This window comes from Acetobacterium wieringae (assembly GCF_026646375.1).
GTDB classification, from domain to species: domain Bacteria; phylum Bacillota; class Clostridia; order Eubacteriales; family Eubacteriaceae; genus Acetobacterium; species Acetobacterium wieringae_A.
The window spans coordinates 36,601-63,255 of the sequence record NZ_JAIPPU010000008.1; the positions used below are offsets into that span (position 1 = coordinate 36,601).

The following is a 26,655-nucleotide window of genomic DNA, read 5'->3' on the forward strand; positions in this document are numbered from 1 at the left end:
GGCTTTTAGCAGTCGATCAGTGAATGCGAATAAACTATATGTCATTGGAAAAAGGAGACACAACTATGAATTATTTTATGCTGGCCGGAGCCAGCAGTAATGTCGGCAAAACAACCGTCACCATGGGCATCATGGCGGCCTTCAAGAAGCGGGGGCTAGCGGTAAAACCATTTAAAACCGGGCCGGATTACATTGATCCGATGTTTCATCGCTTTGTCACCGGTGAGCCGTCCATTAATCTGGACACCTGGATGTTGGACGAAGAAACGATCCGGGGACTCTTTTCCCGACGGCTTAGTGAAAATGATCTGGGCATCGTTGAGGGGGTTATGGGTCTTTATGATGGACATAGTCTGGAATCGGATGTTGGCAGTAGTGCCTATCTCTCCAAAACCATTGATGCGCCGGTGATTCTGATCATCGATGGCCGGGGTATGGCCAAAAGTGCGGCAGCTCTGGTTAAAGGCTATGTCGACTTTGATCCCGAGACAAAAATTGCCGGGGTAATCATCAACCGGATTTCATCGGCATCCCATTATCAGTTGTTAAAAGAAATGATTGAAGCCTATAACGATGTGACCTGTCTGGGGTATTTCCCCAATAATCCCGACATTGTTATGGACAGCCGTCATTTGGGTCTGGTGCCGGTAGAAGAAATCGCTGATTTTCGGGAAAAGGTGGACAAAGCCGGGGAACTGGCCGAAACCTACATTGATCTGGATAAACTATGGGAAATCAGCCAGCACGACCAGCTGGTCGTTCCGTTTGCCGATCCCTTTTCAGACTATGCCACTAAATATCAGGGGCTGCGGATCGGGGTTCCCAAAGACCGGGCCTTTAATTTTTATTATGATGATAATTTTAAAGCCCTGGCTAACGCCGGGGTGGAAGTGGTCGAATTCAGCCCGCTTAATGATGTAAGTCTTCCTGAATCACTCGACGGCCTGTATATTGGCGGCGGCTTTCCGGAAATCTTCGGTGCCGAGCTGGCGGCCAACACCGCAATGATTGCGGATATCAAAAGCAAACTGGATGCCGGACTACCCTGCTATGCCGAGTGCGGTGGGCTGATGTATTTAACCAACTCGATGACCTTAAACAGCGGTGAAACCAATCCGGCGGTGGGCTTTTTTGAGGCCGATGCCCAGATGACCAAACGGCTGCAGCGGTTTGGCTATGTCACTATTGCTGCCTATCTTTGCGGCAAAACCATCGAGATCCGGGGACACGAATTTCATCACAGTCTGGTAAACACCACAGAAGCTTTGCCGACCGCTTATGTGATCACCAAAAAAGGCCGAACCTGGACTTGCGGCTACCGCCAGAAAAACGTTCTGGCCGGTTATCCCCATATCCATTTTTACAGCAATCCGCAATTTTTAACCAGTCTCTTAAATGTGGTTCTTGAGCATCAAGCGGGGCAGGCATGAGGCGGGTTACAGTTAAAACCCCTGGCACCTGCGGCGAATACATTCAGGGTTGGTATGACGGCAATCCCTGTCTGGTATCCAGTCCGATTGACCGCTATTCTCGAATTTTGATCGAGGAAGGTTCGGGGAATCTGGACACATTAAAACCTAAAACCCAGAAACTGGTCGAAGCGGTTTTCCGACGCTTCAGGATTCCAGAGCAGGAAGCAGAGCATTTGCATGTTACCATGACCAGCGAGATTCCCCTGGAGAAAGGCATGGCCAGCAGCACCGCCGATATTGCTGGCATGGCTGCCGGGCTTTCGGCATATTTTAACCTGGGTCTGACGCCAGAAACGATTGGAACCCTGTGTAGTAGCATTGAGCCATCCGACAATCTGATGTTTGAGCGGCTAAACCTGTTTAATCATATCAGTGGTTCGGTGTTAACGGAATTTGACGGCACCGTGTCGGCGGACATCCTGATTATTGATTTTCATGGCGGCATTGATACGATGACCTTTAATGAAACCCAGGACGACTATGGCCCACAAGATCTAGCTGTCTTTGCCGAAATTGTCGCTCAGTTTGAACAAGGGGTGCGTACCAACAGCCTGAAAGATATCGGCGCGGCTTGTACGAAAAGCGCCATTCTCAATCAAAAACGGTTAAAAAAGAATTATCTGGATTGCCTGATTGGTCTGTCCCGGGATTTTGGTGGACTGGGCACTGTCATCGGCCACAGCGGAACGGTGATCGGGATTATGTATGAGCAGGGCGAGTTTCAGCAGAATAGCTTTATCAAAGCTTTGAAGCAGTATGTTCCCGATTCGGTTTATGCCGAAATCTACCACAATCGCCTGATCCCCGGCGGCATAAAAATTATCACTGAAACGGTGTGAAAATAGCGCATCGATTGATGCGATAAATAAAAAATTCATTTACGAAAGCGAGACAAGATGGAATACATTAACAACCCGAGAGAAATTGAAGAGCGTAGTTTTGAGATTATTACCGAAGAACTGGGAGACAAGGTTTTCCCGGAAGCGATTGCCCCAATGGTTAAACGAATCATTCACACCACCGCTGATTTTGAATATGCCGATTTATTGGAAATTTTAAATGGTGGCTATGAAAGTGGGATGGAAGCCTTGAAACAGGGCAAAAAAATCTATGCCGACACCCGGATGATTCAGGTCGCCGTCAATAAAAAAGCACTGGCCGATCACGGCATTGAAATTGTTAATTACGTCCATGATGCCGATGTCGCTGCTGAAGCGAAAGAACGTGGCGTTACCCGCTCAACTGTCAGCATGGAAAAAGCCTTAAAAGACGACAGCGTCGGTATTTTTGCCATCGGTAATGCGCCAACTGCGCTCTATACATTAATTGAACAGGTCAAACAGGGTACTGCCAAACCAGCCTTGATCATTGGTGCCCCCATCGGTTTTGTCGGTGCAGCCGAATCAAAAGAAGCCCTGGATCAGATTGACAGCCCGGTCATCCGAATCAACGGCCGCAAAGGTGGCAGCCCAGTCGTGGCCGCTATTCTTAACGCCATGCTCTATCAACTGGGAAGGGAATGGTAAGGTCAATGACAACAGCAAATAAAGGAATTTTTTACGGTATCGGAGTCGGTCCCGGGGATCCGGATCTTCTGACTGTTAAGGCGGCTAAGGTTTTAGATGCCTGTGATGCGGTGATTACACCGGTAAAAAAAATGGGCAGTACCAGTGTTGCCTTTGAAATAGTTAAAAGCCACATTTCCGATCTTTCCAAGGTTGTGGAAATGAATTTCCCAATGATTTCCCTGTCTCAAGAACGGGAAGCTCTTGAAAAACAATGGCAGCAAAATGCCGACGAAATAGAGGTACTCCTTAACCAGGGCAAAGATGTTGCTTTTATTACCCTGGGGGATCCAATGGTCTTTAGTACTTATTCCTATGTGATGGAATATCTGTTAAAACGCAACATTGAAGTGGTCACCCTGTCCGGGGTGCCGTCATTCTGCAATTTAGGTGCCCAACTGAATATTCCGCTGACCCAGGGCGAAGAGTCGTTGGGGATTGTAGCCATGACTCAGCCGGAGGAAGAAATCCGGGCAATTCTGGATGCCCACCAGAACATTGTGGTGATGAAGATTTCTGCCAACAATGCCTGGATGGCAGCGGAGCTGGAAGCCCGGGGGCTGGAAAAAAGCTTCGTGCTGGTATCCAACATCGGGATGGAAACCCAGCAGGTTGTCCGGGATATTGAGGTGTTAAAAGGTAAGATTCCTTACTTATCGACTTTGTTAATCAAGAAGAATTATCCCCTTCAGTAATGGAGGTGGCAGATGTTTAATAAAACTGTTGAAAAAAATGGCAAAATAATGCGTTATGGTTATACCACGGGTTCCTGTGCGACGGCGGCCACCAAAGCCGCCCTGCTGATGTTTTTAAATCAGCAGAAATGGGATACGGTAAAAATCGATACGCCCAAGGGCTGGCCCCTTGATCTGGTGCTTCATGATCAAAATTTTTCAGAACGTGAAGCGTCCTGTTCGGTAGTCAAAGACGCTGGGGATGATCCGGATGTGACCAATGGCATTAAGATTTTTGCCAAGATCATCCCCTCTGATCAGGCCGGGATCACCTTTGCCGCCGGTATAGGTGTCGGTACTGTGACCTCGGTGGGACTGAGCATCCCCCCGGGCGAACCGGCCATCAATCCCACCCCCAGAGAGATGATCGCCCAGGAAATTCGTGCGGTTCTGGATTCTGATGCTGTTAAACACCGGGCTGATTTACCCAAAGGCTGGCAGGTGGAGCTATCGATTCCCCAGGGCGTCGAGCTGGCCAAGCGCACCTTTAATCCCAAGCTGGGGATTGCAGGGGGGCTGTCGATTATTGGCACCACCGGAATTGTGGAACCGATGAGTGAAGAGGCCTGGAAAGCTTCATTGAAACTGGAACTCTCGGTGCTTCATGCCAAGGGCTTTAAAGAAATCATCTTTGTTCCTGGTAATTATGGAAAAGATTTTTCGGAGGAACTGGGGCTTAATGAAGATGTGCTGGTGAAGACCAGCAATTTTATCGGCTTTATGCTGGATGAGGCTGAACGGATGGGTTTTGATAAAATTCTCTTGATTGGGCATCTGGGTAAGTTGGTCAAGGTAGCGGGCGGAATATTTAATACCCACAGCAGCGTGGCTGATGGCCGGATGGAAATTCTGACCGCCCATGCCGGTATCCTGGGAGCATCCCGGGACACTATGGCCAAAATCATGACCGCCAAAACCACCGATGAAGCCACGGATATTATCCTGGCACAAAATCTGCCGGACTATTTTAATCATCTGGCCGAAGTCGTCAGGAAAAAAGTGACGGATCGGGTTTACGGTACCATCGACATTGAAGTGGTGCTGTTTTCCAAGATCCATGGCTTTTTAGGACAAAGCAAAGACGCAGAAGAGTTGAGGAAACGATTATGTACCCATTAAAAATTATTGGACTGGGACCGGGCCATCCGGATTATATATTACCCATCGCCTTAAAAGAAATTGCGGCAGCCGAGGTGGTTCTATGTGGCACCCGCCATGCCGAAAGCTTTGATGCCAGCGGCAAGGAGATGCTTTTTATCGGCAGGGGAACGCCACTGAGCGAACTGATGGAAAAGGTTGCTAAGGTGTATCAGACAAAAAAAACCGCGCTGGTGGTTTCCGGCGATTGTGGCTTTTACAGTCTGCTGACCTATGCTAAAAAAGTAGTGCCGGAAAAGGACATTGTCTGTATCCCTGGGATCAGTTCGCTGCAGTATTTTTTTGCCAAACTGGCCATCAGCTGGGAGGATGCCAAATTGATGAGCCTGCATGGTCGGGATCAGGATTTAGCAGCAGCGCTGGCAGAAAATAAAAAGCTGGGCATTTTAACTGACAAAAATAATAATACGGCCTTTATTGCTGGAATCCTCCAGGCTGCCGGTTGCGAGAACAGCATTCTTTACGTCGGCGAAGAGCTGTCCTATCCCAATGAGAAGATCACCCGCTTAACGGTTAGCGAAGCCCTGAGTTATCAGGAGGAAGGTTTGGCAGTGGTGGTGGTTATCAATGAGTAAGATAGCAGGATATAAAGACGAGGCCTACATTCGGGGCAAGGCTCCGATGACCAAACGGGAAATCCGCATTCTCACGATTTCGCTGTTGGGAGTAAACCCTGATGATGTGGTGGTGGATATTGGCGCCGGTACCGGCGGTCTGACGATGGAAGCGGCCTATGCCGCCGAAAATGGCAGGGTCTATGCTGTGGAAGCCAAGGAAACCGCCCTGGAGCTGGTGCAAAAGAATAAAGACCATTTTAAGGCCGATAACGTGGTGATCATCCCCGGTAAAGCGCCCGAGGCGCTGGGTGAAATCAAAGAGCCAGTGGATCGGGTTATCATCGGCGGTTCCGGCGGCAATATGGAAGGTCTTTTTCAGTGGTGCAAGGCCAATGTCCGCTCCGGCGGCCGGGTTATTGCCAACTTTGTGACGCTGGAGAACGCCGCCCAGGCCACCACCTTGATGAACCAGTATTTTGAAGCGGTGGAACTGATTCAGGTCGGCATCAGCCGGGGCGAAGGCATCGGCGGATTAACGATGTTAAAGGCCGCGAACCCGATTTTTATTATTACGGGCGATGTGAAGTAAATTAATCATTCGAATGGCAACTGGCTATTGACAAGCAGTAGTTTTTCGTGTAGAATGAATTCAATTAAATAGTGAACTTGTCCTATATTCAAGGGAAAAAGGTGTAAATCCTTTGCTGTAATCGCAGCTGTAAAACATGATGACCGTCTCATAACCACTGTTAAGAAATTAGCGGGAAGGGAGATGGAAAGTTGATTGTTGAGCCAGAAGACCTGTTTGTAGTGATTTCTTAACAACCTCCGATTTAGAGGACTGTAAGAGCATTATATTTAGATTTGTAAGTATGATTCTTTTATCCTTCTCCGTTGGAGAAGGATTTTTTTCGTCTTGCCGTCGGTGATGATCGCAAGCGAACCGGGAAGTGTGTGATTCCCGTGAGTTGGTTACTTTCTCCTAGCCAATTTTAGAATCTCTTCGAATAAAGGGACATCTCCAAGTCAGTATTTAATACCCTTCCTCGGGGATGGTGTGTGACATCCCCGAATTTATTTTGCTTTCATTAATTTATATTTTTGATAGAGTTTATTCCTCATTTCTGCTTAGATTTTTCTGGCCAAAAATTTGAGCACCAATAAAAGAAGTGCATTTTCTTAGGAATGCGCTTTTTTTATTGGAATGGATTTCTTTTAATAAAAAATATTTTTGAAAAAGCACCGAAAATGGTATACTTGCTATAAAAAATATTGATAAAAAATCAGATAGGCAGGTCACAGATGAGAATTCACTATTTACAGCACGTTTCCTTTGAAAATCCCGGCAGTATTCTGGAATGGGCCAAAGCCAACAACTATCCCGTCACTGCGACGCAATTGTATAACAATGAAATGTTGCCAGAGGTGAGTGATTTTGACTGGCTGGTGGTGATGGGAGGGCCGATGAACATTTATGAAGAAGCACAATATCCCTGGCTGAAGGCTGAAAAAGCATTCATTAAAGCCGCCATTGAAGCCAACAAGGTAGTCCTTGGCCTGTGCCTGGGCAGTCAGCTGATTGCGGATATCATTGGCGGAAAAGTTATAAAAAACAAACAAAAAGAAATTGGCTGGTTCCCGATCACCTTTTATGAAGAAGCCAAAGCGTCACCGTTGTTTGCCTTTTTCCCCGACAACCCGGTGGTCTTTCACTGGCATGGTGATACCTTTGTCGAGCTGCCTGAAGCAGCCACCGTCATTGCCGCCAGTGACGCCTGTCAAAACCAGGCCTTTGTCTACCAGAAACGGGTTTTTGGCTTTCAGTTTCATCTGGAAAACACCCGGACAATTATTGAAGCGCTGATTGCAAATTGTGGCGATGAAATGGTTGCTGGTGATTATGTTCAGTTGCCGGAGGAAGTCCTGGCTCACCCGGAATACATCCTTCAGGATAATCAGTGGATGGCAGCTTTTTTAGATCAACTCAATCAATTGACAAAAGAAGGCCAGATTTAAGAAAAGTTTTCTTTGACAATAAATGACTGGTGAAAAAGTGGGTAAATACAAATCAGGATCAATTTTAGGAGAATTTGAAACTCAAAAGTGTTGAACAAAAAATAGCTTTGTGTTTTGTTCCCACATACGATTTTGTAACATGTATGCGAACAGCACAAGAGAATGTTGTGCGTCCCAGTGCACGAATCGTTTCGCGAGAAATTAAACACGAAGCTCTCGACACTTATGCAAAAGCCTAAGAAATATTTTGTGTAAAGGAATGATATCATGAAAAAGGTAATGCTTAACGAAATGACCGCATTGGAAGTTCAGGAGCTGTTGAAAAATGCTGATCAGGTCACCGCAATTGTGACCTTTGGCTCCTGCGAGAGCCATGGCTGGCATTGCTGCCTGGGGCCGGACTTTTTTGTGCCCTCCGAGGTGGCCAAACGGGTGGCGCAGAAGCTTAACAATGTGGTGGTGCTGCCCTGCGTCCCCTTTGGGACCTCGATTCATTACAACCGTTACCCGATGTCGATTACCCTGCGCTATGAAACCGAGATCGCCATTGCTGAGGATATCTTTGAGAGCCTGATTAACAACGGCATCAAACATATTTATATTTTAAATGGCCATGATGGCAATATCCCGGCGCTGGAAATTGCCGCCCACAAAGTTAAGGATCGCCATCGCGATGCTAAGTTTTTGTATCTGCCGGACTGGTGGACTAAGGTTGGCCCGATTATGGGTGACCGTTTTGAGGTCTGGAATGGACTGGGCCATGGTGGCGAAGGCGAAACCTCGATTATGATGGCCTTGCGCCCGGAACTGGTCAAGCTGGAAGATGCGGTATCCCAGGTGCCGGAAAACGTCATTACGATTAATGAAAAGGTCGACATTATCTGGGACATTAAGGAGCTCACGGCCACCGGGGCTACTGGTGATCCCACCAAAGCCAGCATAAAAAAAGGTGAGCAAATGCTTGAGATCTTTGTCGATCTGGTTGCCAGTGCCATCGACGAGATGAATGGGCGGGGCTGGGAGTATTAGCGTTTGGTTGGTAAAAGATGATAAACAATCGTTCTAACAAAAAGAAAAGAGGTGGTTAAGTAATGAAGAAATTAATGCTGTTAGTGACAGCGCTTGGTTTGGTCGTGTTCCTATCGGGCTGTTCGCTGATCCCAGGGATTTTTGGCAACAAGTCAGAGTCGGTAAAAAATAAGGAAATCACGCTGGTCTTGGCGTTTGGCGAGAAAACTGGCACCTATACCGGTCAGTTGGTTAAAGGTTTGCCCCAGGGTAACGGCGTCTTTACGGTTTCTGACGAGGATGAAATTGCCTGGACTTACGAAGGTGAATGGGAACAAGGTCATTTCCAGGGCAAGGGAGAAACAGTCTGGGAAGATGGATTTGTCCAGGAAGGGACTTATCAAGACGATTATTTGACAGGAGAAGGAAAAGAATATCTGGATGGCAATTTGTTATATGAAGGGAATTTTGACAAAAGCCAGTATGATCGACACGGAATCCTTTATAATTATTATGGTGATGTGATTTATGAAGGCGATTTTGTTTTGGGGTTCTACAATGAGACAGCAGCCCAGCGAAAAGCCCGGCTGGATCCGTTTAAAGCCCAAACATCAGAAATATCCTATGCTGAAATCGTTGATAATGCTAAAAATGAAACGGGAAAAAAGGTCAAGATGACGGGACGGGTTTTTCAGGTTTATGAAAATTATGAAAATCAGCAATACTTCTGCGATTTTATCATGGATATGAATGATGATCCCAATCAGATGGTTCAGGTTTATTATCGCTTAAACGTTGATGAAGCACCTTTGGTTGAAGGACAAATGGTGACGGTCTGGGGTACTGTTGAATACCTCTATACGTTTACCTCTGATGGTGGACAGGAATACACCATCCCCAATGTGGAAGCCTGGAGCGTGGAGTAAGAAAAGCGGTGAATAAAAACTCCCATTCAGAAAAAGAATGGGAGTTTTTTGTATTGCAGTTGTGCTAATCCAGGGTAATAATATCGGATCCGGCAAATTGGAAAGGTAAGTGATACTGACCGTTGCCGATATAGTCAGCGGCAGTATAATCCCACCAGGGTTTTCCTTCATGTCGGAGTCGCATCTGATTGTCACCCGGGGTTCCAAAATCAAATTCAATCAGGATGTCACCCGCATTGTAACCTTCAACCGTAAAATTAAGAACCTTGATGGTGCCGCCGTTATCAGTGGTTGATACAATAATATAATCACCGGTTGCATTGCTCAGAGGGTTGGGGATGTGCTCTGTATAGGTCGTTTGAGAAATCGACAACGAATTGCCATAATCGGTTTTATACCATACGCCATAGATTTTGTTAATAAATTCTTTCGGGGTTAGCACCGATTGGGTATTGGTTTGGGGTGTGGTCAGGTTATAGTGCCCTTCAATCGTCGCACTGTAAAAACCTTTATCACTCATTGCGATGGCTTTAACCGTGGTTTCGCCAAGGGGGAGGGGAATAGCACTGGTGTACTTTGGCGAGGTCGTGTTGGGGACCTTGCCATCAATGGTATAATAAATCACATCACTTGAGTTACCCTTGATGATTTCGAGGTTTTGGGTTCCCTCATAGCTGCCTGGAGCCAGGTTAAAACTGGGCGGTTTAACCAGATAGCTGTCCTTGTTTTGAATATAGCTTTGATCCCCGGTTTCTTTGGCAGCCCGTTCCAATAAGGCCAGAATCTCAGCCTCGGACTTTCCGGAAGCCGCGTAGGAACTGAGCAGTTCGTCATAGAGTTTTTTTAGCTCCTCCTGATCGGTGGTTTTTTCAATTTTTTCTTCACTGGTTAGATTGGCTGTGGCAAACTGATTATAGAGGAAAAAAGTGAGGCCACCAAGAATCAGAATACTGCCAATAATTGTCAGAATGATGATCAATTTTTTTTTGTTTTTTTTCGGTGGTGGAACATTTTGCGATGGGTTGTTTTGATTTGAATCAACCTCGATCCGTTCCAGTTCAGCCCAATTTAATTCGTCATGAGCTGGTTTGATTTCATTGCCGTCAGATGGGTGTTCGTAGTCCGTCATTGTTACCCCTCCTTGTCCGGGTTGGAATCGAAACACACAAAAATTCTGCGCTGTAAAAGGTTTAAAATGACAGAAAATTGAGAGTGCAAAAAATTAACCGTGTCTTTATTAACTGTATACCCATAATCCGGATTTTTATATAGTTGTTATCGGCGCAGTTTTAAAAATACGAACAAAACATCAGTTGGATTTTGAAATCTGGGGGATTTGAATTATAATGGTGCATAGGTGGCAACGAAGCGAGCGTGATTTTCTTTGCCGCAATCAGAAAATGATAGGATGGTTCACATGTATAAGATATTAATTATCGAAGACGATCAAATAATTGCCTGGGCACTGAAAAATCATTTGGATAAATGGGAGCTGGAAACCGAAATAGTTGAGGATTTCTCTCACATTCTGGATGACTTTGTGGCCTACGATCCCCAGCTGGTGCTTCTTGATATCTCACTGCCTTTTTTTAACGGCTACCACTGGTGCAGCGAAATCCGCAAGATTTCCAAGGTGCCGATTATTTTTATTTCATCTACCAGCGACAATATGAATATCGTCATGGCCATGAATATGGGCGGGGATGATTTTATTGCCAAGCCCTTTGATCTGACGGTGGTGGTGGCAAAAATTCAGGCTCTACTGCGGCGAACCTACTCCTTTCAGGGTCAGGTCAGTCTGCTGGAGCATAAAGGTGCGATTTTAAACCTCGGTGATGCCAGCCTGAGCTATGCGGATCAAAAAGTGGAGCTGAGCAAAAATGAGTTTAAGACCCTCCAGATTCTTCTGGAAAACAAGGGCAAGGTGGTCTCCCGGGATGTGATTATGAAACGCCTCTGGGACAGCGACTGTTTTGTGGATGACAATACGCTAACGGTCAATATTGCCAGGCTCCGCAAAAAACTGGATGAGGTCGGGCTATCGGATTTTATTGCCACCAAAAAGGGCATCGGCTATTTAATTGGAGACTAAGATGAATAGCGTATTTATTTTTAAGGCCTACCTGAAAAGTCGGATCAAGGTAATTGCAGCTTTTGTGATAATGATGCTGGTCTTTACGCTTGTCTATGCGCTCTACCATCTGACACTGGAGCCGATTGTTTACAGTGCAGAATTGGTAACGGCGTTGGCAGTCGTTTTTGCCAGTATCGATTTTTGGCGCTTTTATCAAAAATATCAGTGTTTGAACGAAGCGATTAGCGGGGCCACTGCCGGGGTCGGGGAATTACCAAAGCCCCGGGACTTACTGGAAGAGAATTATCAAACCTTGATCCGGGTTCTGGATGAGAACCGGGCTGAGCTGATCTCCCAGTTTGATAATCGCCAAACCGACATGATTGACTACTATACCTTATGGGCCCACCAGATTAAAACCCCAATCTCGGCCATGGGGTTGCTACTGCAGACCGATGAGGGAGATCGGGAACGGATCAGTGCCTATCGGCAGGAACTTTTTAAGATCGAACAATACGTTGAGATGGTGCTGCAGTATTTAAGGCTGGAGAGCATGTCCGCAGACTTGCTGCTGGTTGAGTATGATCTGGGAGATCTGGTCCGACAGGCGGTAAAGAAATATGGCATTATTTTTATCAATAAAAAAATATCGCTGGAGCTGGCCGAACTGAATTGCCGGGTTCTGACTGACGAAAAATGGCTGGTTTTTGTGCTGGAACAGATTATTTCCAATGCCCTGAAGTACACCAATCAGGGTAAGATTTCCATTTATCTGGATCAGTACGCAGAAAAAACCCTGATCATTGAAGATACTGGTGTCGGCATCCGGGTCGAAGACATTGACCGGATTTTTGACCGGGGCTTTACTGGTTACAATGGCAGAATGGATAAAAAATCCACCGGAATTGGTCTTTATCTGTGTCAGCAGGTGTTAAATAAGCTCTCGCATTCGATCACGGTAACCTCCCAGGTGGGTCAGGGTACCCGGGTCAGCATAGATCTGGCAACCCGGGGATTTGAAGCCCTATAGGCTAATCTTACAAAAGTGTAAGATAACCAACCGAAATGTAAGCCAAAGCGATGGCTGGCAGTTTTCTTTTTCGTTATACTTTGGTTATCGATAAAAAATTCAGATCAGGGGAGAAAAAATGCGATTACTTGAAGTAAAGAATTTAAAGAAAATTTATACCACCCGCTTTGGCGGGAATCAGGTTCAGGCCCTGTCCAACGTCAGCTTCTCGGTGGAGCAGGGCGAGTACGTGGCCATTATGGGGGAATCCGGTTCGGGAAAAACGACCTTGCTTAATATTCTGGCCTCGTTGGACAAACCCACCAGTGGCGAAGTATTTCTTGATGGAAAGAACATTGTCACCATCAAAGACAGTGAGATCTCAGCCTTTCGACGGGACAATCTGGGCTTTGTTTTTCAGGACTTTAATCTGCTCGATACCTTTTCGATTCAGGATAATATCTTTTTACCGCTGGTGCTGGCTCAAAAGAATTATCAGGAAATGAATAGCCGACTGGGTCCGTTGGCCAAACGATTAAACATCGAAGAAATTCTAAAAAAGTTTCCCTATGAGGTTTCCGGTGGACAAAAACAGCGGGCGGCTGTGGCCCGGGCTTTGATTACCCAGCCCAAGCTGGTGCTGGCCGATGAGCCGACTGGGGCTCTGGATTCCAAGGCGGCAATGAATCTACTAAAGATTTTTTCAGCCATCAATGAACTTGGTCAGACCATTCTGATGGTTACCCATTCGGTGGCAGCTGCCAGCCACGCCAACCGGGTTTTGTTTATCAAAGATGGCGAAATCTACAATCAGATCTATCGGGGTTCGATGAGCAACGATGATATGTATCAGAAGATCTCCTATACATTATCGGTGCTGGCATCCGGAGGTGAGGATTGTGAATAAGTTCTTTTACCCCCGGCTGGCACTGGTTAACCTCAAGAAGAACGGAAATACCTATATTCCCTATATTCTGACCTGTATCGGATCGATCATTGCTTTTTATACCATGGTTTCGATCCACAGTAACAAAGGCTTGGATCAAATGCCCGGATCTGCGAATTTAAAAATCATACTTTTTCTGGGCATCATCGTAATTGGTATTTTTGCGGTGATCTTTCTTTTCTACACCAATAGTTTTTTGATCAAGCGGCGCAAAAAGGAACTCGGTCTATACAGCATCCTGGGTCTGGAAAAAAAGCATATCGCCCGGGTGTTGTTTTATGAAACCGTCTTTGTGACGGTGATCAGCCTGAGTCTGGGACTGATCGGCGGCATACTGATTGGCAAATTGCTGTTTTTACTGCTTTTGAATATTGTTCATTTCAAGAGTCCCCTAATTTTTCATATTGATTATTGGGGGCTGTTAATCACCACCGGGGTGTTTCTGGTGATCTTTGGCTTGACGCTACTGACGAATTTTTTACAAGTAAAACTCTCAAACCCCATCGATCTTTTAAAAGGCGGACAACATGGGGAGAAAGAACCAAAATCTTCCTGGATCGTTACAGTGATCGGACTGATTTCGCTGGGGGCAGGCTATGGAATTGCCCTGTCAGTAAAAACGCCGCTTGAGGCACTGATGCTTTTCTTTGTGGCGGTGGTATTTGTTATTATCGGAACCTATGCCCTATTTATCTCCGGAAGCATCACCCTGCTAAAACAACTGAAAAAGAACAAAAGATTTTATTATCAGTCCCGCAATTTTATTTCAGTGTCGGGGATGATTTACCGGATGAAACAAAACGCTGTCGGGCTGGCCAATATCTGTATTCTAAGCACCATGGTGTTAGTTACCCTGTCGACAACGGTATCGCTGTATGTCGGCCAGGAAGGGATGCGGCGGGATTTTTATCCCATGGATGTCAGCATTATTGGAGAAATAAACAACACCGATTTCGCTGAGGTCAAAGCGATTGTTGAATCAGAAAAAGAGAAACTAAAGATAAGGAGCAGCGATGAAATTTCTTATGATCTGGCTCGTTTTCGAGCTTTTCAGGAAGGTAGTCATTTTCTGAAGGATATGGTTGAGGATGAAAGCACCGATGCCAGGTATTACGAAAGGATCTCAAATATGATCCTGATTCCTCTGGACGACTATAACCGTATGACCGGTGAACAAAAAAGTCTGGCTGAAAATGAAATGCTGATTTTTTCGGTGGGTGACAACTATGGTGAAGCGACCATTGTTTTTGGCGATCAGCAGTATCTGATTACTGAACAGCTGGAAGCCATTCCGATGGACTTTAAAAAGACTCAGGATATGGGCCAAACCTATTACCTGGTTGTTAAAGATGATGCAGTTATGGAGGGCGTTTATCAGACCATGAAAAACGACGATGACCCTCAGACGACCCTTCATGCCCTGATGTTTAATCTCGATGGAGATGAAGACACCCTTAACACCTTTTCGGCGAATCTGCGGACAGCGATAACTCAGAGCAATCCTGATATCGATATCCAAAACCTGTATGAAGCATTGACGGAACTCTATTTCTTCTTTGGTGGATTTTTGTTTCTGGGTGTATTTTTAGGATCGTTGTTTATGATGGCCACAGTGTTGATTATTTATTTCAAACAGATTTCTGAAGGGTATGAAGACAGTGAACGGTTTGAGATCATGGAGAAGGTGGGAATGGATAAGACCGAGGTTAAAAAAACCATCGGCAAGCAGATTCTGATGGTGTTCTTTTTGCCTTTGGCCGGTGCCATTGTCCACGTGGCATTTGCCTTCCCGGTGATCACCAAAATGCTGGCTGCCTTCCGGCTGACCAACATAACCCTGATCTTTTTATGTACCCTGGCTGGTGTTCTCGTTTATGCCCTGGTTTATACCGGCGTCTATCTGCTCACCGCCAGATCATACTATAAGATGATCCATTAAGAATAAGATCAGCTAATAAAAAATCCCCTATTTCAGGAGATTGGAGGTTTACCGTACCGACCAATTGTTAATCTGTTGTATGCGCACAATTCGTACAGTTGCAATTAAAGATTCGGCTAGCTAGGTGTATTGCTGCAACTGTTCGCCTTGAGGCACACAACATGATGTAACTATTCGGTACTCGGTTAGCTTTTTTGACGATCTGAAATCCCCTATTTCAGGGGATTTTTTTGAAGTAGTGCTTCCATCTCTTTGACGCCCATGGGCTTGCCAAACATAAAGCCCTGAATGCAATCGCAGTTGTTGGCTTTTAAATAGTCCAGTTGGGTGCTGTTTTCAATGCCTTCGGCAACAATATGGGCATCCAGGTTATGCCCCAGCGAAATGATATCGCCGACGATGCGGATTGAGGAATCCTGATCGGAGAGATCATCAATGAAGGATTTGTCAATTTTTAAGGTGTCGATGGGTAGCCGCCGTAGATAGCTTAGGGATGAAAACCCGGTACCAAAATCATCCAGGGAAATTCGGACATTTAACGCTTTGATTTCATTAAGCATGTCAATGGTTTCTTCGATGTTATCGATAAAGAGGGATTCGGTAATTTCCAGCTCCAACTGCCTGGGATCCATGTTGGTTTCGGAAAGAACGTTTTTGATCGTGTCGACAAAGCTTTTATCCCGCATCTGCACCGCCGATACATTCACCGAAACGCAGAGATTCTGATTAAAACGACTGTTCAGTTCCTTAAATTTATGACAGGCAGTCAACAGCACCCAGTGGCCGATGCCGATGATCAGGCCCATTTCTTCAGCCAGAGGAATAAAACGCATCGGAGCAACCCGACCATAGTGGGGGGAGTCCCAGCGGATCAGGGCTTCAAAGCCGCGGATACGATGATCTTCGGCATTAAACTGAGGCTGATACTCGATGAAAAACTCTTGATTCTCATACGCTTTTAAGAGCAGGGATTCCATTTGGATCTTATTAAGAATTTCTTCTTTCATATCCGGTCTAAAAAACTGAATAGTGTTGCGTCCCAGTTCTTTAGCTTTGTACATCGAGGTATCGGCGCTGTTAAGCAGCTCAATGGGATCCTTGCCATCCTGCGGGAAGACCGAGATACCGAAACTGGCACTGACTTTAAATTCGGAGCAGCTGGTTTTGATTTTATCACAGAGTTCATTACGCAGGCTTTCCACATAGTTGTAGGCGGTATCTTCTTTGATATTTCGCTGAATGATCAAGGCAAATTCATCGCCGCCCAATCGGCCCAGTAAATCATCTTCATGAACGAGCTCCTTCAAACGTCGGGCAGTATACTTTAAATAGTCGTCGCCATAGAGATGGCCCATGGTATCATTGATTTTTTTAAAATTATCCAAATCGATAAAGACAATATAAAAAGATGACTTTTCATTTTCGGAAAGATTAACGAGCAGATGCAAGCGTTCCAGAATCATTTTGCGATTGGGGAGCTCGGTTAAACCATCGTAATACGCCAGAAAATGAAGACGCTCTTCGTTTTTTCTTATTTCTTCGTTGAAGGCCTGGAGTTCCTGATTTTGAACGGTCAGTGTTTTTTTGGTAAGGTTAAGTTTTTTGTAGAGCCTGGCAATTTTTTCCTTTTGCGAAATAACCGCATTCAGACGAACCACGGCTTTATCGTACCGATTCAGGTTCATATAAAAGGCTGCCGTAGCCAGGATGAACACAAACGTGAAGAGGAGATTTTGGATTAAAAAATAGACCGGGCTAAAAAGAAATCCATCAACAGGTAACAGGAAGGTCACGTATAAGCCGCAGACAAAGGTGGTTATAGCGAGGTAATAGAGCATCGTTATTTTTAATCGCATCAGTGAAAGGATAATCATGACAAACGAAACAGACCATACTGCCGGACCGATAATCTGGTAGTATCGGACGACGATAAAAGCCAGAGTGATGGATTGGGTGAGTGAAACGAGATGATCAAATAAATTGACGGCCATTTTTTTTCGGGAAATAAATTCAAAGCTTATGCCCAGCAATAAAAATATCCCGCTGTTTAACAGTACCTCAAATAAATTGCCGCCCCAAAAAAAGAACACGACAATGATATTGGCCAGGGCACCCAAAAATAAAAGGGGCGATGCCCACATACAGGAGATTAAATTCTGATAATACAGTATCTGGGCAGGATCATCTTCGGCATTTAATAAATCGAACACAACCGGTATGGTTCGCTTGAATTTAATGTTGTTCATCACACGACCTCTTTTATATTAAAGGATTACAAATACGCTGCTTCATTGTATCATTTTTTGGATCTGATTGCGAGTAGAGACGTACAACAAAAAAATAAACTACCGATTTTCTCAATTAAGAAAGTCGGTAGTTTGTGCTTAAATTTTATATGTGATTGAATAATAATTTATCAGATAAAGATCAGTTTTGATCATTCGCAAAGGGATTGTTGGCGAAAACTTCCACATAGGTGGGATGAAGGGGATTGGAACCGGATGGTTTAAAAGCAATCCAGGTTTCCAGGTTATCCATACGAATAACCATCGACTGGATGCTGGGGATATGATCGGATCGGAAGACTGCTCCAGATGGGATCGGTTTACCATCAGTCCCGCTGTAACCGACGATGGCCTTCATTTTATCAACATCGATTTTTCCGGTGGTCAAAGCATTGGTAATATTGTTGCGGTAGCTTTCCCAGCGCAGATCATCGATGGGGTCGTCAGGAGTTGCGAAATTATCGACTAGTCGGAAATCATTGACAGTGGCAATGGTATCTTTGATGCCCCAGATCATGCCGGGTTGCAGGGTGGAATCCCAGCTGCGCAGACCCCGCCCGGGACTGCCAATGTTGTTTTCCAGAACCTGCGCCTTGGTTGCATCAGCCAATAAAACCAGGTGATTCATGGTGTAATTTTCAGTAGAAAGATAGGCTGCAGCTTCCTCAAGGGTTTTAGTGTTTTCCAGTGCATCACGAAAATCGAAACAATAGGATTTTTTATCACGGGTATCCGGATACGGTGCCAGGGTTTCGGCATCCAGTGTACCCAGGAAAACATGATCGTCACTAAAACCAGAGATTGGAACCAACAAACCTAGAATATTGAACATAACAATGGACTTGTCGCCATTCTTGATATAAAGAACGGTATGCATAGCCGAAGCATCATCATGTTGGAGCAGATCCCAATCCAGATTTCGACCGACGATGGTATTGCCAGTGGCAGAAGATTCGCCAAAAACGGCAGCACCAGAACACTGGGTGGGTCGCATCACATCGCCAAACATCTGGTAAACCAGCATTTCATTTTTGGAAAGCCGTCCGTCACCCAGAACATCGTTGTCATAGTTGAATACCTTTTGCAACCCGGCAATTTCTTCCTGATATTCGGGTTGGATATTGTTTTGGATGTCGGTGGCCCGGGATTTACACAGTTCAAAATTTAAATCATAGCCGATGCTGTCTTTGGCAGCTGCCAATAAATCAAATTGATCCTTCAGCATGGAGTCTACATGGGCTTCATAATCTGGAAAGACATTCACAATCGCCTGAGCGTATGCTTCGCCCATTTGGGTGTGGGTCATTTGAGTGAGATCGATTTCACCATAAAAGTAAGCATCATCTTTTCGTTCCAATGTTACAGATGATGACGTGTCATCGTTTGCGGTGTTTTGTTGTTGGCAGCCCATTAAGAGTAAACCAATTGATAGACATAGAAAACATAAAGCTGATAATTTCATCTTATTGTTCATCTTTTTCATTTCTCCCTATTTAATGATAATTTTTTCAGAACCCAGAGTTTATTTTACCCGTTTCGACAGTAAACAAGCAAGAGAATTAATTTATTACCATTGGTAAAAGCATTTAAAAAAACCTGTACTTTTATCATATCCATGTTATAATATAAATGTAATTAAATAAAAATGTAAAAAATCATTTAGGATGAAAAATTCATTGAGGGAATCTGGTTAGAATCCAGAACGATCCGGTCACTGTAATTAGTTATGTCTCCTTAATATGTCACTGGGCACGTTATGTCTGGGAAGGCTAGGAGAATAAAAGCTATAAGTCAGGAAACCTACTAAAATGATGTACTAAAGTGTCCTTCCAGGGAAAAGGGAAGTTAGTAACATTAACAAAAGTTGGTTCCTTGGCGTTGAGTCAACGAATTGATGGATACGTGTAATGATGAAACCTTTTTTCCCATCGTAATGTGGGTGAGAGGTTTTTTTTTCGGCAAATTAAAAAATGGAGAGTGATAATAAGGATGAAAAAAGCAAAAAGAACCATGACTGTTGCCGGTATTGTGTTTTTTATGGTCGTTCTGGCATCGCAGCCGGTCAACGCCATGCACATCATGGAAGGTTTTCTGCCAATTGGTTGGGCAGTCTTCTGGTGGATATGTTCTCTGCCGTTTATCGCATTTGGATTATTTCAGGTTGGAAAAATATTTAAAAATAAACCCGAACAAAAAGTACTATTAGCCATTGCTACCGCTTTCACCTTTGCTTTATCGGCGTTTAAACTGCCATCGGTAACAGGCAGCTCTTCACATATGACGGGGATTGGTTTGGGCGCCATTGTGCTGGGCCCCTTTGCAACCGTGGTGGTTGGTACCATCGCATTGTTATTTCAGGCACTGCTTTTGGCCCATGGCGGGCTGACTACTCTAGGTGCCAATGCCTTTTCAATGGCAATTGTGGGATCTTTTGTGGCTTATGGGGTTTACAAAGGGCTGTCAAAACTCAATGTGCCCAAGGCATTAACTGTCTTTTTAGCAGCATTTATAGCCGATCTGATGACCTATGTAACCACCTCGATCCAACTGAGTCTGGCTTTTCCGGATCCGATCGGTGGGATTGCCGCTTCAATGGTTAAATTCTTGAGTATCTTCGCAATTACCCAGATACCACTGGCTATTATTGAAGGTATTTTAACGGTTCTGGTGGTCAATGCCATCTATCAATATAAAGAAAAGGGGATTATTTCCAATGAAACTCTCACCGATAACTAAAGTTATTCTGGTTTTGCTGATTGGCGCTTTGATTGTTATTCCGCAGATTGTTTTGCCGGATGCCGAATTTTCAGGAGCCGATGATGCCGCTGGAACAGCCATCACCGCAATCGATGAAAATTACGTACCGTGGTTTGAAAGCTTGTTTGATCCCGGCGAAATGGAAGGAAACCTGTTCCATTTCCAACAGCTATTAGGTGTCGGTGGACTGGGAATTTGCTTTTTCTACCTTTATAAAAAATCGAAAAAAAATGAAAAAGCTGATAAATCAGCGTAAACAATGAAAGACAGATAAAGCAGTACTGACAACTGGTTGGTACAGGAGTTTGTCACCAGCCTGAAGCTCGGTGATGTATATAAATACTGACAGCATCTTAGAAGGAGACTGACATGATTGATCGTTTTGCCCACACCAATAAACTCAGCAATGCCAATCCTACGGTTAAAGTAGTGGTTTCATTGGTTATGCTTCTTTCGGTCTTTTTTATCAATGAACCCCTGTATATGGCAGGGGTTTTTGGTGTTATGGTAGGTTGCACGCTACTGTGGGCAAAAATTCCGGTGCGGATTTATTTGCATACCTTGATTTTTGATTCGCTCTTTATTATTCCCGGAGCTCTGGCGTTATTGTTTACGATCTCAAAAGGTGGCGGTGATTATTTATGGGCCGTCAACTTTTTTCAGTTTACCATCGGTATCACGACCACCAATCTGGTGCTGGCCAGCTTGGTTTTCTGTCGGGCGATGTCAGGTGTTTCCTGTATGCTTTTTTTAATTTACACGACCCCGGTGATGCAGATCGCTGGAGTCATGAAAAAAGCCCATATCAGTAATACGTTTTTAGAAATATTTATTTTAACCTATCGCTTTATCTTTGATTACTGGGATAAAATCAAACTGATGGCAACTGCGCAGGAGCTGCGGTTTGGCTACCGTAATGTAAGAGTTGCGCTGCAATCCATCGCTATGATGCTAAGCAATTTATTTCTCATGGCCATCCAGAGCTACGAGGAGATGACAAAAACCCTGGAGCTGAAGCAATATCAGGGAGACTTTCATGTAAGCTATCGGAAAGGTCTTAAATAATGATTAAAACAGAAAATTTAACTTATCAATATCCAGACGGTACCATCGCCCTCAAGGGGGTGTCGATTGACGGCAGCCGGGGCAATTGCATCGCCCTGATCGGGGAAAACGGGGCCGGAAAATCGACCCTGATGTCGGCCTTGATTGGGCTGATTAAGCCCACGGCAGGAACCGTTTTTTTTAAGGAAGAACCCTTATCCTATCAGAAAAAAAAGCTCTATGAATTCCGTAAATCAATTGGGTTGGTTATCCAGGAATCCGATAAGCAGGTCTTTTATTCCGGAATCTATGACGATGTGGCTTTTGCCCTGCGAAACATGGGCATGGCAACAGCGCTTATCGATGAGCGGGTGCAGGCGGCCATGGAAGCCACCGGAATCACGCTGTTGGCCGACCGACCGGTTCACTATCTCAGCTATGGACAAAAGAAACGGGTGGCGATGGCCGGGGTGTTAGCCGTCGAACCGGAGATCATCCTGATGGATGAACCCACCCTGGGACTGGATCCCAAAAGCAAAGCCGGGGTTAAAGCGATTATCAAAGGGGCTTTGGCCAAAGGCATCAAGATTATTTTATCCAGCCATGATATGGATTTTATTTATGAATTTTGTGATTATACCTATGTGCTCCATCATGGAGGGGTGCTGGTTGAAGGTGAAACCACCGATGTTTTTAAAAACACCGAGGCCCTGGAAACCGCCAGTCTGGAACAGGCAACGATGACTCGCCTGGAACAGTGTCTGGGGATTAAAGGGTTTCGCAGTATTGCCGCTCTGGAAGAAGCGATCAGGAATCAGAAAAAGGAGGTTCAAACGGATGAAACTGGTAGTAGCGGGCATTAATCATAAGGATACGCCTCTAGAAATTCGGGAGAAAGGGGCTTTTCTTCATCGTACCCTGAATGAAGCGATCCGTACCCTTTTAAGTGAGCCGGACATCGCGGAGGTAATTATTTTATCAACCTGTAACCGCAGTGAGATCTACGTGTCAACCCGCCATCCCGAAGCAGCTGGAAAAATCCTAACCGATTTTTATCTCAGCGAAAAGTCGGCGGAACTGGCACCCTATCTTTTTGTCAAAAAAGAGCGTGAAGCGATGGTTCATCTCTATGAGGTGGTCACTGGTCTTGATTCGATGATTCTGGGCGAAGACCAGATCCTTGGGCAGGTCAAAGATGCGCTGGAAAAATCCCAGGCGATTAAAGGATGTGGCAAATACCTGACCAAAATGTTTCGCGAAGCGATCACCTTCACCAAAAAAGTAAAAACTGATTATAAAATTTCCGAAACGCCATTATCGTTAAGTTCAACCGCAGTAAAGCATATCAAGCGGGAATATCCGAAAGACTATGGTGATAAAAAAATATTAATCATTGGATCCGGAAAAATGGGTGTATTAGCGTTGCGCTATATGAAGGCCGAGGGTTTTCAGAACCCCTACATGACCAACCGAACCTTCCATAACATGGATCAGTGCGAAGCGATTCACGAAAACGTCCAGACGATTCACTATGAAGACCGCTATGCGATCATTCCCGACATGGATGTGATCATTACCGCTACCGCATCACCGCATGTTGTTTTAAAGGCTGATGAAATGAAGCCACTCCATAAACCACTGACGGTGATCGACCTGGCACTGCCTCGGGATGTCGAAGAAGCCGTTGGCAATTTGCCGATGGTCGAACTGTTGACCATTGATGACTTTAAAAACATCATGGATGAAAAAATGGCCTATCGGGTCAAAATCGCCGAAAAAATTGCGGCTGAAATTCAGGATGAAATCGATGGACTGCTGTCCTGGGTGACGCACGCCAAGGTCGACAACATGGTCAGGGATTTAAACGAAACCTCCCGGCAGCTGGCCGAGGAAACGATTGAAAATCTCTGCGGCAAGTTAAACTTGACCGAGAAAGAAGAAGTCTATCTGGCCAAGGTGATCCGCTCAAAATTCCGGGAAATGGTGATGCCACCGATTAAACAACTGAAGTCGCTGGAATGCGAAGAGGAAATTATTGGCATCGAAAAAACCGTGACCTATCTGTTTCCGGGAATCCAGGATAAAGTACCATTGATGGAACAGAATCATGATGACACCGCTGTTATTTAATTTAAAAAACAAAAAAATCCTGGTGGTCGGCGGCGGCAAGGTGGCTGCCAGACGGATTGGCACCATACTGGAAAACGGTGCGCAGGTGATTGCGGTGAGCCCTGATTTTTGTGAAGCGATTATTAGAATCGAGAACAGTCAATTGACTCTGATTAATGCCGGTTATCACAAAGAACAGCTTGCTGACATTGATTTGGCCGTGGCAGCAACTGATAATCGTGACTTGAATGGGCAGATCAAAACAGACTGCCAATCCAAAAAAATCTGGTGCAACCGGGTCGATGATCCGGAAGATTCGGATTTCATTTTTCCCAGCGTCATTCGCCGGGGTGATTTAACCCTGTCGGTCTGCACCGAAGGAGCCAGTCCTTTTTTAACGAAGCAGATTGTCGACGAACTGGCCGACCGCTTTGATGACAGCTATACCGAAAAAACCGCCTTATTGCGACTGCTGCGACAGGCTGTTTTAGCCGGTGACAGCGCCCCGAACGAAAAAACCGCAGAACTTAAAGCCTTGTCCCGATGTTCCAATGCGGAACTCAGGTCAAAACTAGGAAAATAACTGACAATTGGAGATAAGATAATGAATATAAAAGTTGGAACACGGGGCAGCACCCTGGCCCGTACCCAGAGCCAGTGGTTGATTGATGTGCTGGCAAAAGCCCATCCGCAGGAAAACTTTGAGATGGTGATTATTAAAACCAAAGGTGATCTGGTTCAGGATAAACCGCTTGATAAAATCGGTGATAAGGGTTTATTTACCAAGGAATTGGAAGATGCGCTGCTATCCGGTGAGATCGATATGGCCATCCATAGTATGAAGGATATGCCGTCAAAGCTGCCGGAAAGCCTGGTTTTAACGGTTCCACCGGTTCGGGAAGATCCCCGGGATGTTCTGTTGACACCGCATCCGATTACCACCCTGGAGCAGTTGCCTAAGGGTGCTGTGGTCGCAACCGGCAGCAAACGGCGAATTGCTCAGCTTAAAAAGTTGCGGCCGGATGTGGAAATTGTGGGAATTCGTGGAAACATCGACACCCGAATCCGCAAAATGCAGGAGCAACAATTGGATGGCATCATTCTGGCCGCAGCCGGATTAAAACGGATTGGTCGCTTGGAAGACTCAGCCTACAACACCGTTGCACTACCGGAAACGACCTTTATTCCGGCACCGGCCCAGGGTATTCTGGCGGTGGAAGTCCGGGAAGACAATCAGACGGTTAAAGAACTGATGGCAGTCATCAGCGATCCAAATACGATTGTTCAAATGAGCGCCGAACGGAGTTTTTTAAATGCCTTAAACGGCAGCTGTCATATTCCGGTTGGCGCATTTTGTGAAATAGAAGCAGAAGAAATTACGTTATACGGACTGTATGGTCTGGAAGATGGGAGTCGGGTGGTGACCCGATCCATGAAAGGTGCACCGGAGGAGGCAGAAAATTTGGGAAAACAGTTAGCTAAAGCATGTTATCAGGCGGTGCATGAAAAACCGGGAAAGGTCTATCTGGCTGGTGGCGGTTGCGGAGATCCGGGTCTCTTAACCGTTAAAGCCAAAGATATTTTAAAAAGAGCCGATGTTGTGGTTTATGATGCCCTGGTCAATGAAAGTTTTTTAAACGATGCTCGAATCGATGCCGAAATAATTTATGTCGGCAAACGGGCTGGCAATCATGCCATGCGTCAGGAAGAGATCAATGCCTTACTCGTAAAAAAAGGCGCTGAAGGCAAATTGGTTCTGCGCTTAAAAGGTGGCGATCCCTATGTCTTTGGCCGCGGCGGCGAAGAAGGGGAAGACCTCTATGACGCCGGGGTACCGTTTGAAGTGATCCCCGGGATTACTTCGGTTATCGGCGGACTGGCCTATGCCGGGATTCCGATTACCCATCGGGACTGTGTATCTTCGTTCCATGTCATCACCGGGCATTTAAAATCCAACGCCTACGATGGTTCATCGGATCTGGATTGGCCGGTGTTGGGCAAACTCAAAGGGACGATTGTCTTTTTAATGGGTGTTAAAAATCTGGAAAAGATTTGTGACGAACTGGTTAAAAACGGCATGAATCCGGAAATGCCGGTGGCCGTCGTTCATCGGGCATCCACCCCTTATCAGCGGGTTGTTACTGGAACCCTGACCACCATCTACGACATTGCCACGGAAGCAAAAATCACGGCTCCGAGCCTGATTGTGGTTGGCGAAGTTGTCAATAAACGGCAAAAACTGCGGTTCTTTGATGAAAAACCATTGTTTGGCAAAAACATCATCGTCACGAGGTCTCGGGAACAAAGCTCCCAGATGGTTGAAAAAATCACGGAGTTGGGTGGCAATGCGATTGAATTCCCAACCATCAAAATTGTTCCCATTAACGAAGCCGCTTGTGACGAAAAGGTCAAAGTGCTAAGCGATTACAGCCATATTATTTTTACCAGCATCAACGGGGTCGAAATCTTCTTTGATTCCCTGACCCGCTGCGGCAAAGATGCCCGCGCCTTTGGCAACCTGCATATTACCGCCATTGGCGAAGGTACCCAAAATGCCCTCTTAGCCCGAGGTCTGCAAGCTGATTTTGTACCGGATAAATATGTTGGCGAAGAACTGGTCAGCGGTTTGGTACCTCTGCTTACTAAAGATAGCCGGGTGCTGATCCCCCGATCCAAAAATGCCCGGATTTATTTGGTTGAAGAATTATCAAAGATCTGTCCGGTCGACGAGGTCCAAAGCTATGAAACCATCCGGGAAGATCACGCCACAGTTGATCCGCTGGAAATGCTCAAAAACAGAGAAATTGATTATATTACCTTTACCAGCTCAACCACGGCCCAGTTTTTTGTTGAAAAAATCGGCGCTGCCCACATCGACGCCATTAACTCGGCAAAAGCAGTGTCGATCGGTCCCCAGACCTCAAAAAAATGCCGGGAACTGGGCATTGATGTGGACATCGAAGCCGAAACCTATACCATCCAGGGCATGCTCGATGCGATTCTCAAGGATACAGAAAATTAGCTTTAGTTTCAAAATTGAAAAGCACAAACAAATT

General features: G+C 45.4%; 24 protein-coding genes and 2 riboswitches. Of the genes, 21 read left to right on the forward strand and 3 right to left on the reverse strand.

The genetic code is table 11. The features are described 5' to 3' along the window. Positions 1–65 precede the first annotated feature (65 nt). The 10 genes from Q7P33_RS08760 to Q7P33_RS08805 all read left to right on the forward strand — a co-directional run bounded on the left by Q7P33_RS08760 (position 66) and on the right by Q7P33_RS08805 (position 9,436). Complete coding sequence (locus Q7P33_RS08760) at positions 66–1,430, forward strand: cobyrinate a,c-diamide synthase (RefSeq protein ID WP_303869362.1); 1,365 nt, start codon at positions 66–68, stop codon at positions 1,428–1,430. Beyond that, positions 1,427–2,311, forward strand: a complete 885-nt coding sequence (locus Q7P33_RS08765) for a GHMP kinase (protein ID WP_303869365.1) — start codon at positions 1,427–1,429, stop codon at positions 2,309–2,311. The genes Q7P33_RS08760 and Q7P33_RS08765 overlap by 4 nt, the downstream gene beginning before the upstream one ends. A gap of 57 nt (positions 2,312–2,368) precedes the next feature. Beyond that, positions 2,369–2,998, forward strand: coding sequence for a precorrin-8X methylmutase (locus Q7P33_RS08770; RefSeq protein ID WP_228879276.1), 630 nt, complete (start codon positions 2,369–2,371; stop codon positions 2,996–2,998). Between the two features lie 5 nt (positions 2,999–3,003). After that, on the forward strand, positions 3,004–3,732 hold the full coding sequence (gene cobI, locus Q7P33_RS08775) for a precorrin-2 C(20)-methyltransferase (protein WP_303869371.1): 729 nt from the start codon (positions 3,004–3,006) through the stop codon (positions 3,730–3,732). Positions 3,733–3,744: 12 nt separating this feature from the next. Further along, the gene (cbiD, locus tag Q7P33_RS08780; RefSeq protein ID WP_303869374.1) at positions 3,745–4,890 is read left to right on the forward strand and encodes a cobalt-precorrin-5B (C(1))-methyltransferase CbiD; all 1,146 of its coding nucleotides are present in this window, start codon (positions 3,745–3,747) and stop codon (positions 4,888–4,890) included. Continuing rightward, the gene (gene cbiE / locus Q7P33_RS08785; protein ID WP_303869377.1) at positions 4,878–5,504 is read left to right on the forward strand and encodes a precorrin-6y C5,15-methyltransferase (decarboxylating) subunit CbiE; all 627 of its coding nucleotides are present in this window, start codon (positions 4,878–4,880) and stop codon (positions 5,502–5,504) included. Before cbiD ends, cbiE begins: the two co-directional genes overlap by 13 nt. Further along, positions 5,497–6,075, forward strand: coding sequence for a precorrin-6Y C5,15-methyltransferase (decarboxylating) subunit CbiT (gene cbiT / locus Q7P33_RS08790; protein ID WP_303869379.1), 579 nt, complete (start codon positions 5,497–5,499; stop codon positions 6,073–6,075). Before cbiE ends, cbiT begins: the two co-directional genes overlap by 8 nt. Before the next feature lie 49 nt (positions 6,076–6,124). Next, a riboswitch (cobalamin riboswitch) is annotated at positions 6,125–6,310 on the forward strand. Between the two features lie 478 nt (positions 6,311–6,788). Next, entirely contained in the window at positions 6,789–7,502 is a 714-nt protein-coding gene (locus tag Q7P33_RS08795; RefSeq protein ID WP_303869382.1) for a type 1 glutamine amidotransferase, read from the forward strand. A 267-nt stretch (positions 7,503–7,769) separates the two neighbouring features. Next, positions 7,770–8,531 carry a creatininase family protein gene (locus Q7P33_RS08800; protein WP_303869385.1) on the forward strand — a complete coding sequence of 254 codons (762 nt, stop codon included), beginning with the start codon at positions 7,770–7,772 and terminating at the stop codon, positions 8,529–8,531. Positions 8,532–8,593: 62 nt separating this feature from the next. Beyond that, complete coding sequence (locus Q7P33_RS08805) at positions 8,594–9,436, forward strand: hypothetical protein (protein WP_303869388.1); 843 nt, start codon at positions 8,594–8,596, stop codon at positions 9,434–9,436. A 64-nt stretch (positions 9,437–9,500) separates the two neighbouring features. On the opposite strand, the gene Q7P33_RS08810 is transcribed toward Q7P33_RS08805, so the two are convergent. Beyond that, on the reverse strand, positions 9,501–10,565 hold the full coding sequence (locus tag Q7P33_RS08810) for a chitobiase/beta-hexosaminidase C-terminal domain-containing protein (RefSeq protein ID WP_303869391.1): 1,065 nt from the start codon (positions 10,563–10,565) through the stop codon (positions 9,501–9,503). A 288-nt stretch (positions 10,566–10,853) separates the two neighbouring features. On the opposite strand from Q7P33_RS08810, the gene Q7P33_RS08815 reads away from it, so the two are divergent. From Q7P33_RS08815 to Q7P33_RS08830, 4 genes are all read left to right on the forward strand, one after another. Beyond that, a complete protein-coding gene (locus tag Q7P33_RS08815) occupies positions 10,854–11,528 on the forward strand; it encodes a response regulator transcription factor (RefSeq protein WP_303869393.1) in 675 nt (224 codons plus the stop codon). Position 11,529: 1 nt separating this feature from the next. After that, a complete protein-coding gene (locus Q7P33_RS08820; RefSeq protein ID WP_303869395.1) occupies positions 11,530–12,540 on the forward strand; it encodes a HAMP domain-containing sensor histidine kinase in 1,011 nt (336 codons plus the stop codon). A 118-nt stretch (positions 12,541–12,658) separates the two neighbouring features. Continuing rightward, on the forward strand, positions 12,659–13,426 hold the full coding sequence (locus tag Q7P33_RS08825) for an ABC transporter ATP-binding protein (protein ID WP_303869397.1): 768 nt from the start codon (positions 12,659–12,661) through the stop codon (positions 13,424–13,426). Continuing rightward, positions 13,419–15,404 carry an FtsX-like permease family protein gene (locus Q7P33_RS08830; RefSeq protein ID WP_303869399.1) on the forward strand — a complete coding sequence of 662 codons (1,986 nt, stop codon included), beginning with the start codon at positions 13,419–13,421 and terminating at the stop codon, positions 15,402–15,404. The genes Q7P33_RS08825 and Q7P33_RS08830 overlap by 8 nt, the downstream gene beginning before the upstream one ends. A gap of 212 nt (positions 15,405–15,616) precedes the next feature. Here the strand turns inward: Q7P33_RS08830 and Q7P33_RS08835 are convergent, their stop codons facing one another. Both Q7P33_RS08835 and Q7P33_RS08840 read right to left on the reverse strand, forming a co-directional pair. Continuing rightward, positions 15,617–17,650 (reverse strand): EAL domain-containing protein, encoded by a 2,034-nt coding sequence (locus Q7P33_RS08835; protein WP_303869402.1) that lies wholly within the window; start codon positions 17,648–17,650, stop codon positions 15,617–15,619. Positions 17,651–17,831: 181 nt separating this feature from the next. Next, complete coding sequence (locus Q7P33_RS08840) at positions 17,832–19,163, reverse strand: C45 family autoproteolytic acyltransferase/hydolase (RefSeq protein WP_303869405.1); 1,332 nt, start codon at positions 19,161–19,163, stop codon at positions 17,832–17,834. Positions 19,164–19,332: 169 nt separating this feature from the next. Further along, a riboswitch (cobalamin riboswitch) is annotated at positions 19,333–19,512 on the forward strand. Positions 19,513–19,699: 187 nt separating this feature from the next. On the opposite strand from Q7P33_RS08840, the gene Q7P33_RS08845 reads away from it, so the two are divergent. From Q7P33_RS08845 to hemC, 7 genes are all read left to right on the forward strand, one after another. After that, entirely contained in the window at positions 19,700–20,425 is a 726-nt protein-coding gene (locus tag Q7P33_RS08845) for an energy-coupling factor ABC transporter permease (protein ID WP_369693291.1), read from the forward strand. After that, positions 20,403–20,702: an energy-coupling factor ABC transporter substrate-binding protein gene (locus Q7P33_RS08850; protein ID WP_303869410.1), complete on the forward strand. Its 300-nt coding sequence runs from the start codon at positions 20,403–20,405 to the stop codon at positions 20,700–20,702. The genes Q7P33_RS08845 and Q7P33_RS08850 overlap by 23 nt, the downstream gene beginning before the upstream one ends. A gap of 113 nt (positions 20,703–20,815) precedes the next feature. Beyond that, entirely contained in the window at positions 20,816–21,511 is a 696-nt protein-coding gene (gene cbiQ, locus Q7P33_RS08855) for a cobalt ECF transporter T component CbiQ (protein ID WP_303869413.1), read from the forward strand. Then, positions 21,511–22,353: an energy-coupling factor ABC transporter ATP-binding protein gene (locus tag Q7P33_RS08860; protein ID WP_303869416.1), complete on the forward strand. Its 843-nt coding sequence runs from the start codon at positions 21,511–21,513 to the stop codon at positions 22,351–22,353. Before cbiQ ends, Q7P33_RS08860 begins: the two co-directional genes overlap by 1 nt. After that, complete coding sequence (gene hemA / locus Q7P33_RS08865) at positions 22,328–23,620, forward strand: glutamyl-tRNA reductase (RefSeq protein WP_303869419.1); 1,293 nt, start codon at positions 22,328–22,330, stop codon at positions 23,618–23,620. The genes Q7P33_RS08860 and hemA overlap by 26 nt, the downstream gene beginning before the upstream one ends. Continuing rightward, positions 23,598–24,182, forward strand: coding sequence for a bifunctional precorrin-2 dehydrogenase/sirohydrochlorin ferrochelatase (locus tag Q7P33_RS08870; protein ID WP_303869422.1), 585 nt, complete (start codon positions 23,598–23,600; stop codon positions 24,180–24,182). The genes hemA and Q7P33_RS08870 overlap by 23 nt, the downstream gene beginning before the upstream one ends. A 21-nt stretch (positions 24,183–24,203) precedes the next feature. Then, positions 24,204–26,621: a hydroxymethylbilane synthase gene (hemC, locus tag Q7P33_RS08875; protein WP_303869424.1), complete on the forward strand. Its 2,418-nt coding sequence runs from the start codon at positions 24,204–24,206 to the stop codon at positions 26,619–26,621. Positions 26,622–26,655: the final 34 nt, after the last annotated feature.

Excerpts from the sequence above, each read along its gene's own strand:
- cbiD (WP_303869374.1), top strand. The coding sequence starts at position 3,745 with ATGTTTAATAAAACTGTTGAAAAAAATGGCAAAATAATGCGTTATGGT.
- Q7P33_RS08795 (WP_303869382.1), top strand. The coding sequence starts at position 6,789 with ATGAGAATTCACTATTTACAGCACGTTTCCTTTGAAAATCCCGGCAGT.
- cobI (WP_303869371.1), top strand. The coding sequence starts at position 3,004 with ATGACAACAGCAAATAAAGGAATTTTTTACGGTATCGGAGTCGGTCCC.
- Q7P33_RS08805 (WP_303869388.1), top strand. The coding sequence starts at position 8,594 with ATGAAGAAATTAATGCTGTTAGTGACAGCGCTTGGTTTGGTCGTGTTC.
- Q7P33_RS08840 (WP_303869405.1), bottom strand. The coding sequence starts at position 19,163 with ATGAACAATAAGATGAAATTATCAGCTTTATGTTTTCTATGTCTATCA.
- hemA (WP_303869419.1), top strand. The coding sequence starts at position 22,328 with ATGAAACTGGTAGTAGCGGGCATTAATCATAAGGATACGCCTCTAGAA.
- Q7P33_RS08815 (WP_303869393.1), top strand. The coding sequence starts at position 10,854 with ATGTATAAGATATTAATTATCGAAGACGATCAAATAATTGCCTGGGCA.
- cbiQ (WP_303869413.1), top strand. The coding sequence starts at position 20,816 with ATGATTGATCGTTTTGCCCACACCAATAAACTCAGCAATGCCAATCCT.
- Q7P33_RS08820 (WP_303869395.1), top strand. The coding sequence starts at position 11,530 with ATGAATAGCGTATTTATTTTTAAGGCCTACCTGAAAAGTCGGATCAAG.
- Q7P33_RS08835 (WP_303869402.1), bottom strand. The coding sequence starts at position 17,650 with ATGAACAACATTAAATTCAAGCGAACCATACCGGTTGTGTTCGATTTA.
- Q7P33_RS08760 (WP_303869362.1), top strand. The coding sequence starts at position 66 with ATGAATTATTTTATGCTGGCCGGAGCCAGCAGTAATGTCGGCAAAACA.
- Q7P33_RS08770 (WP_228879276.1), top strand. The coding sequence starts at position 2,369 with ATGGAATACATTAACAACCCGAGAGAAATTGAAGAGCGTAGTTTTGAG.
- Q7P33_RS08845 (WP_369693291.1), top strand. The coding sequence starts at position 19,700 with ATGACTGTTGCCGGTATTGTGTTTTTTATGGTCGTTCTGGCATCGCAG.
- Q7P33_RS08825 (WP_303869397.1), top strand. The coding sequence starts at position 12,659 with ATGCGATTACTTGAAGTAAAGAATTTAAAGAAAATTTATACCACCCGC.
- hemC (WP_303869424.1), top strand. The coding sequence starts at position 24,204 with ATGAATATAAAAGTTGGAACACGGGGCAGCACCCTGGCCCGTACCCAG.
- cbiT (WP_303869379.1), top strand. The coding sequence starts at position 5,497 with ATGAGTAAGATAGCAGGATATAAAGACGAGGCCTACATTCGGGGCAAG.
- Q7P33_RS08810 (WP_303869391.1), bottom strand. The coding sequence starts at position 10,565 with ATGACGGACTACGAACACCCATCTGACGGCAATGAAATCAAACCAGCT.
- cbiE (WP_303869377.1), top strand. The coding sequence starts at position 4,878 with ATGTACCCATTAAAAATTATTGGACTGGGACCGGGCCATCCGGATTAT.
- Q7P33_RS08765 (WP_303869365.1), top strand. The coding sequence starts at position 1,427 with ATGAGGCGGGTTACAGTTAAAACCCCTGGCACCTGCGGCGAATACATT.
- Q7P33_RS08860 (WP_303869416.1), top strand. The coding sequence starts at position 21,511 with ATGATTAAAACAGAAAATTTAACTTATCAATATCCAGACGGTACCATC.
- Q7P33_RS08800 (WP_303869385.1), top strand. The coding sequence starts at position 7,770 with ATGAAAAAGGTAATGCTTAACGAAATGACCGCATTGGAAGTTCAGGAG.
- Q7P33_RS08850 (WP_303869410.1), top strand. The coding sequence starts at position 20,403 with ATGAAACTCTCACCGATAACTAAAGTTATTCTGGTTTTGCTGATTGGC.
- Q7P33_RS08870 (WP_303869422.1), top strand. The coding sequence starts at position 23,598 with ATGATGACACCGCTGTTATTTAATTTAAAAAACAAAAAAATCCTGGTG.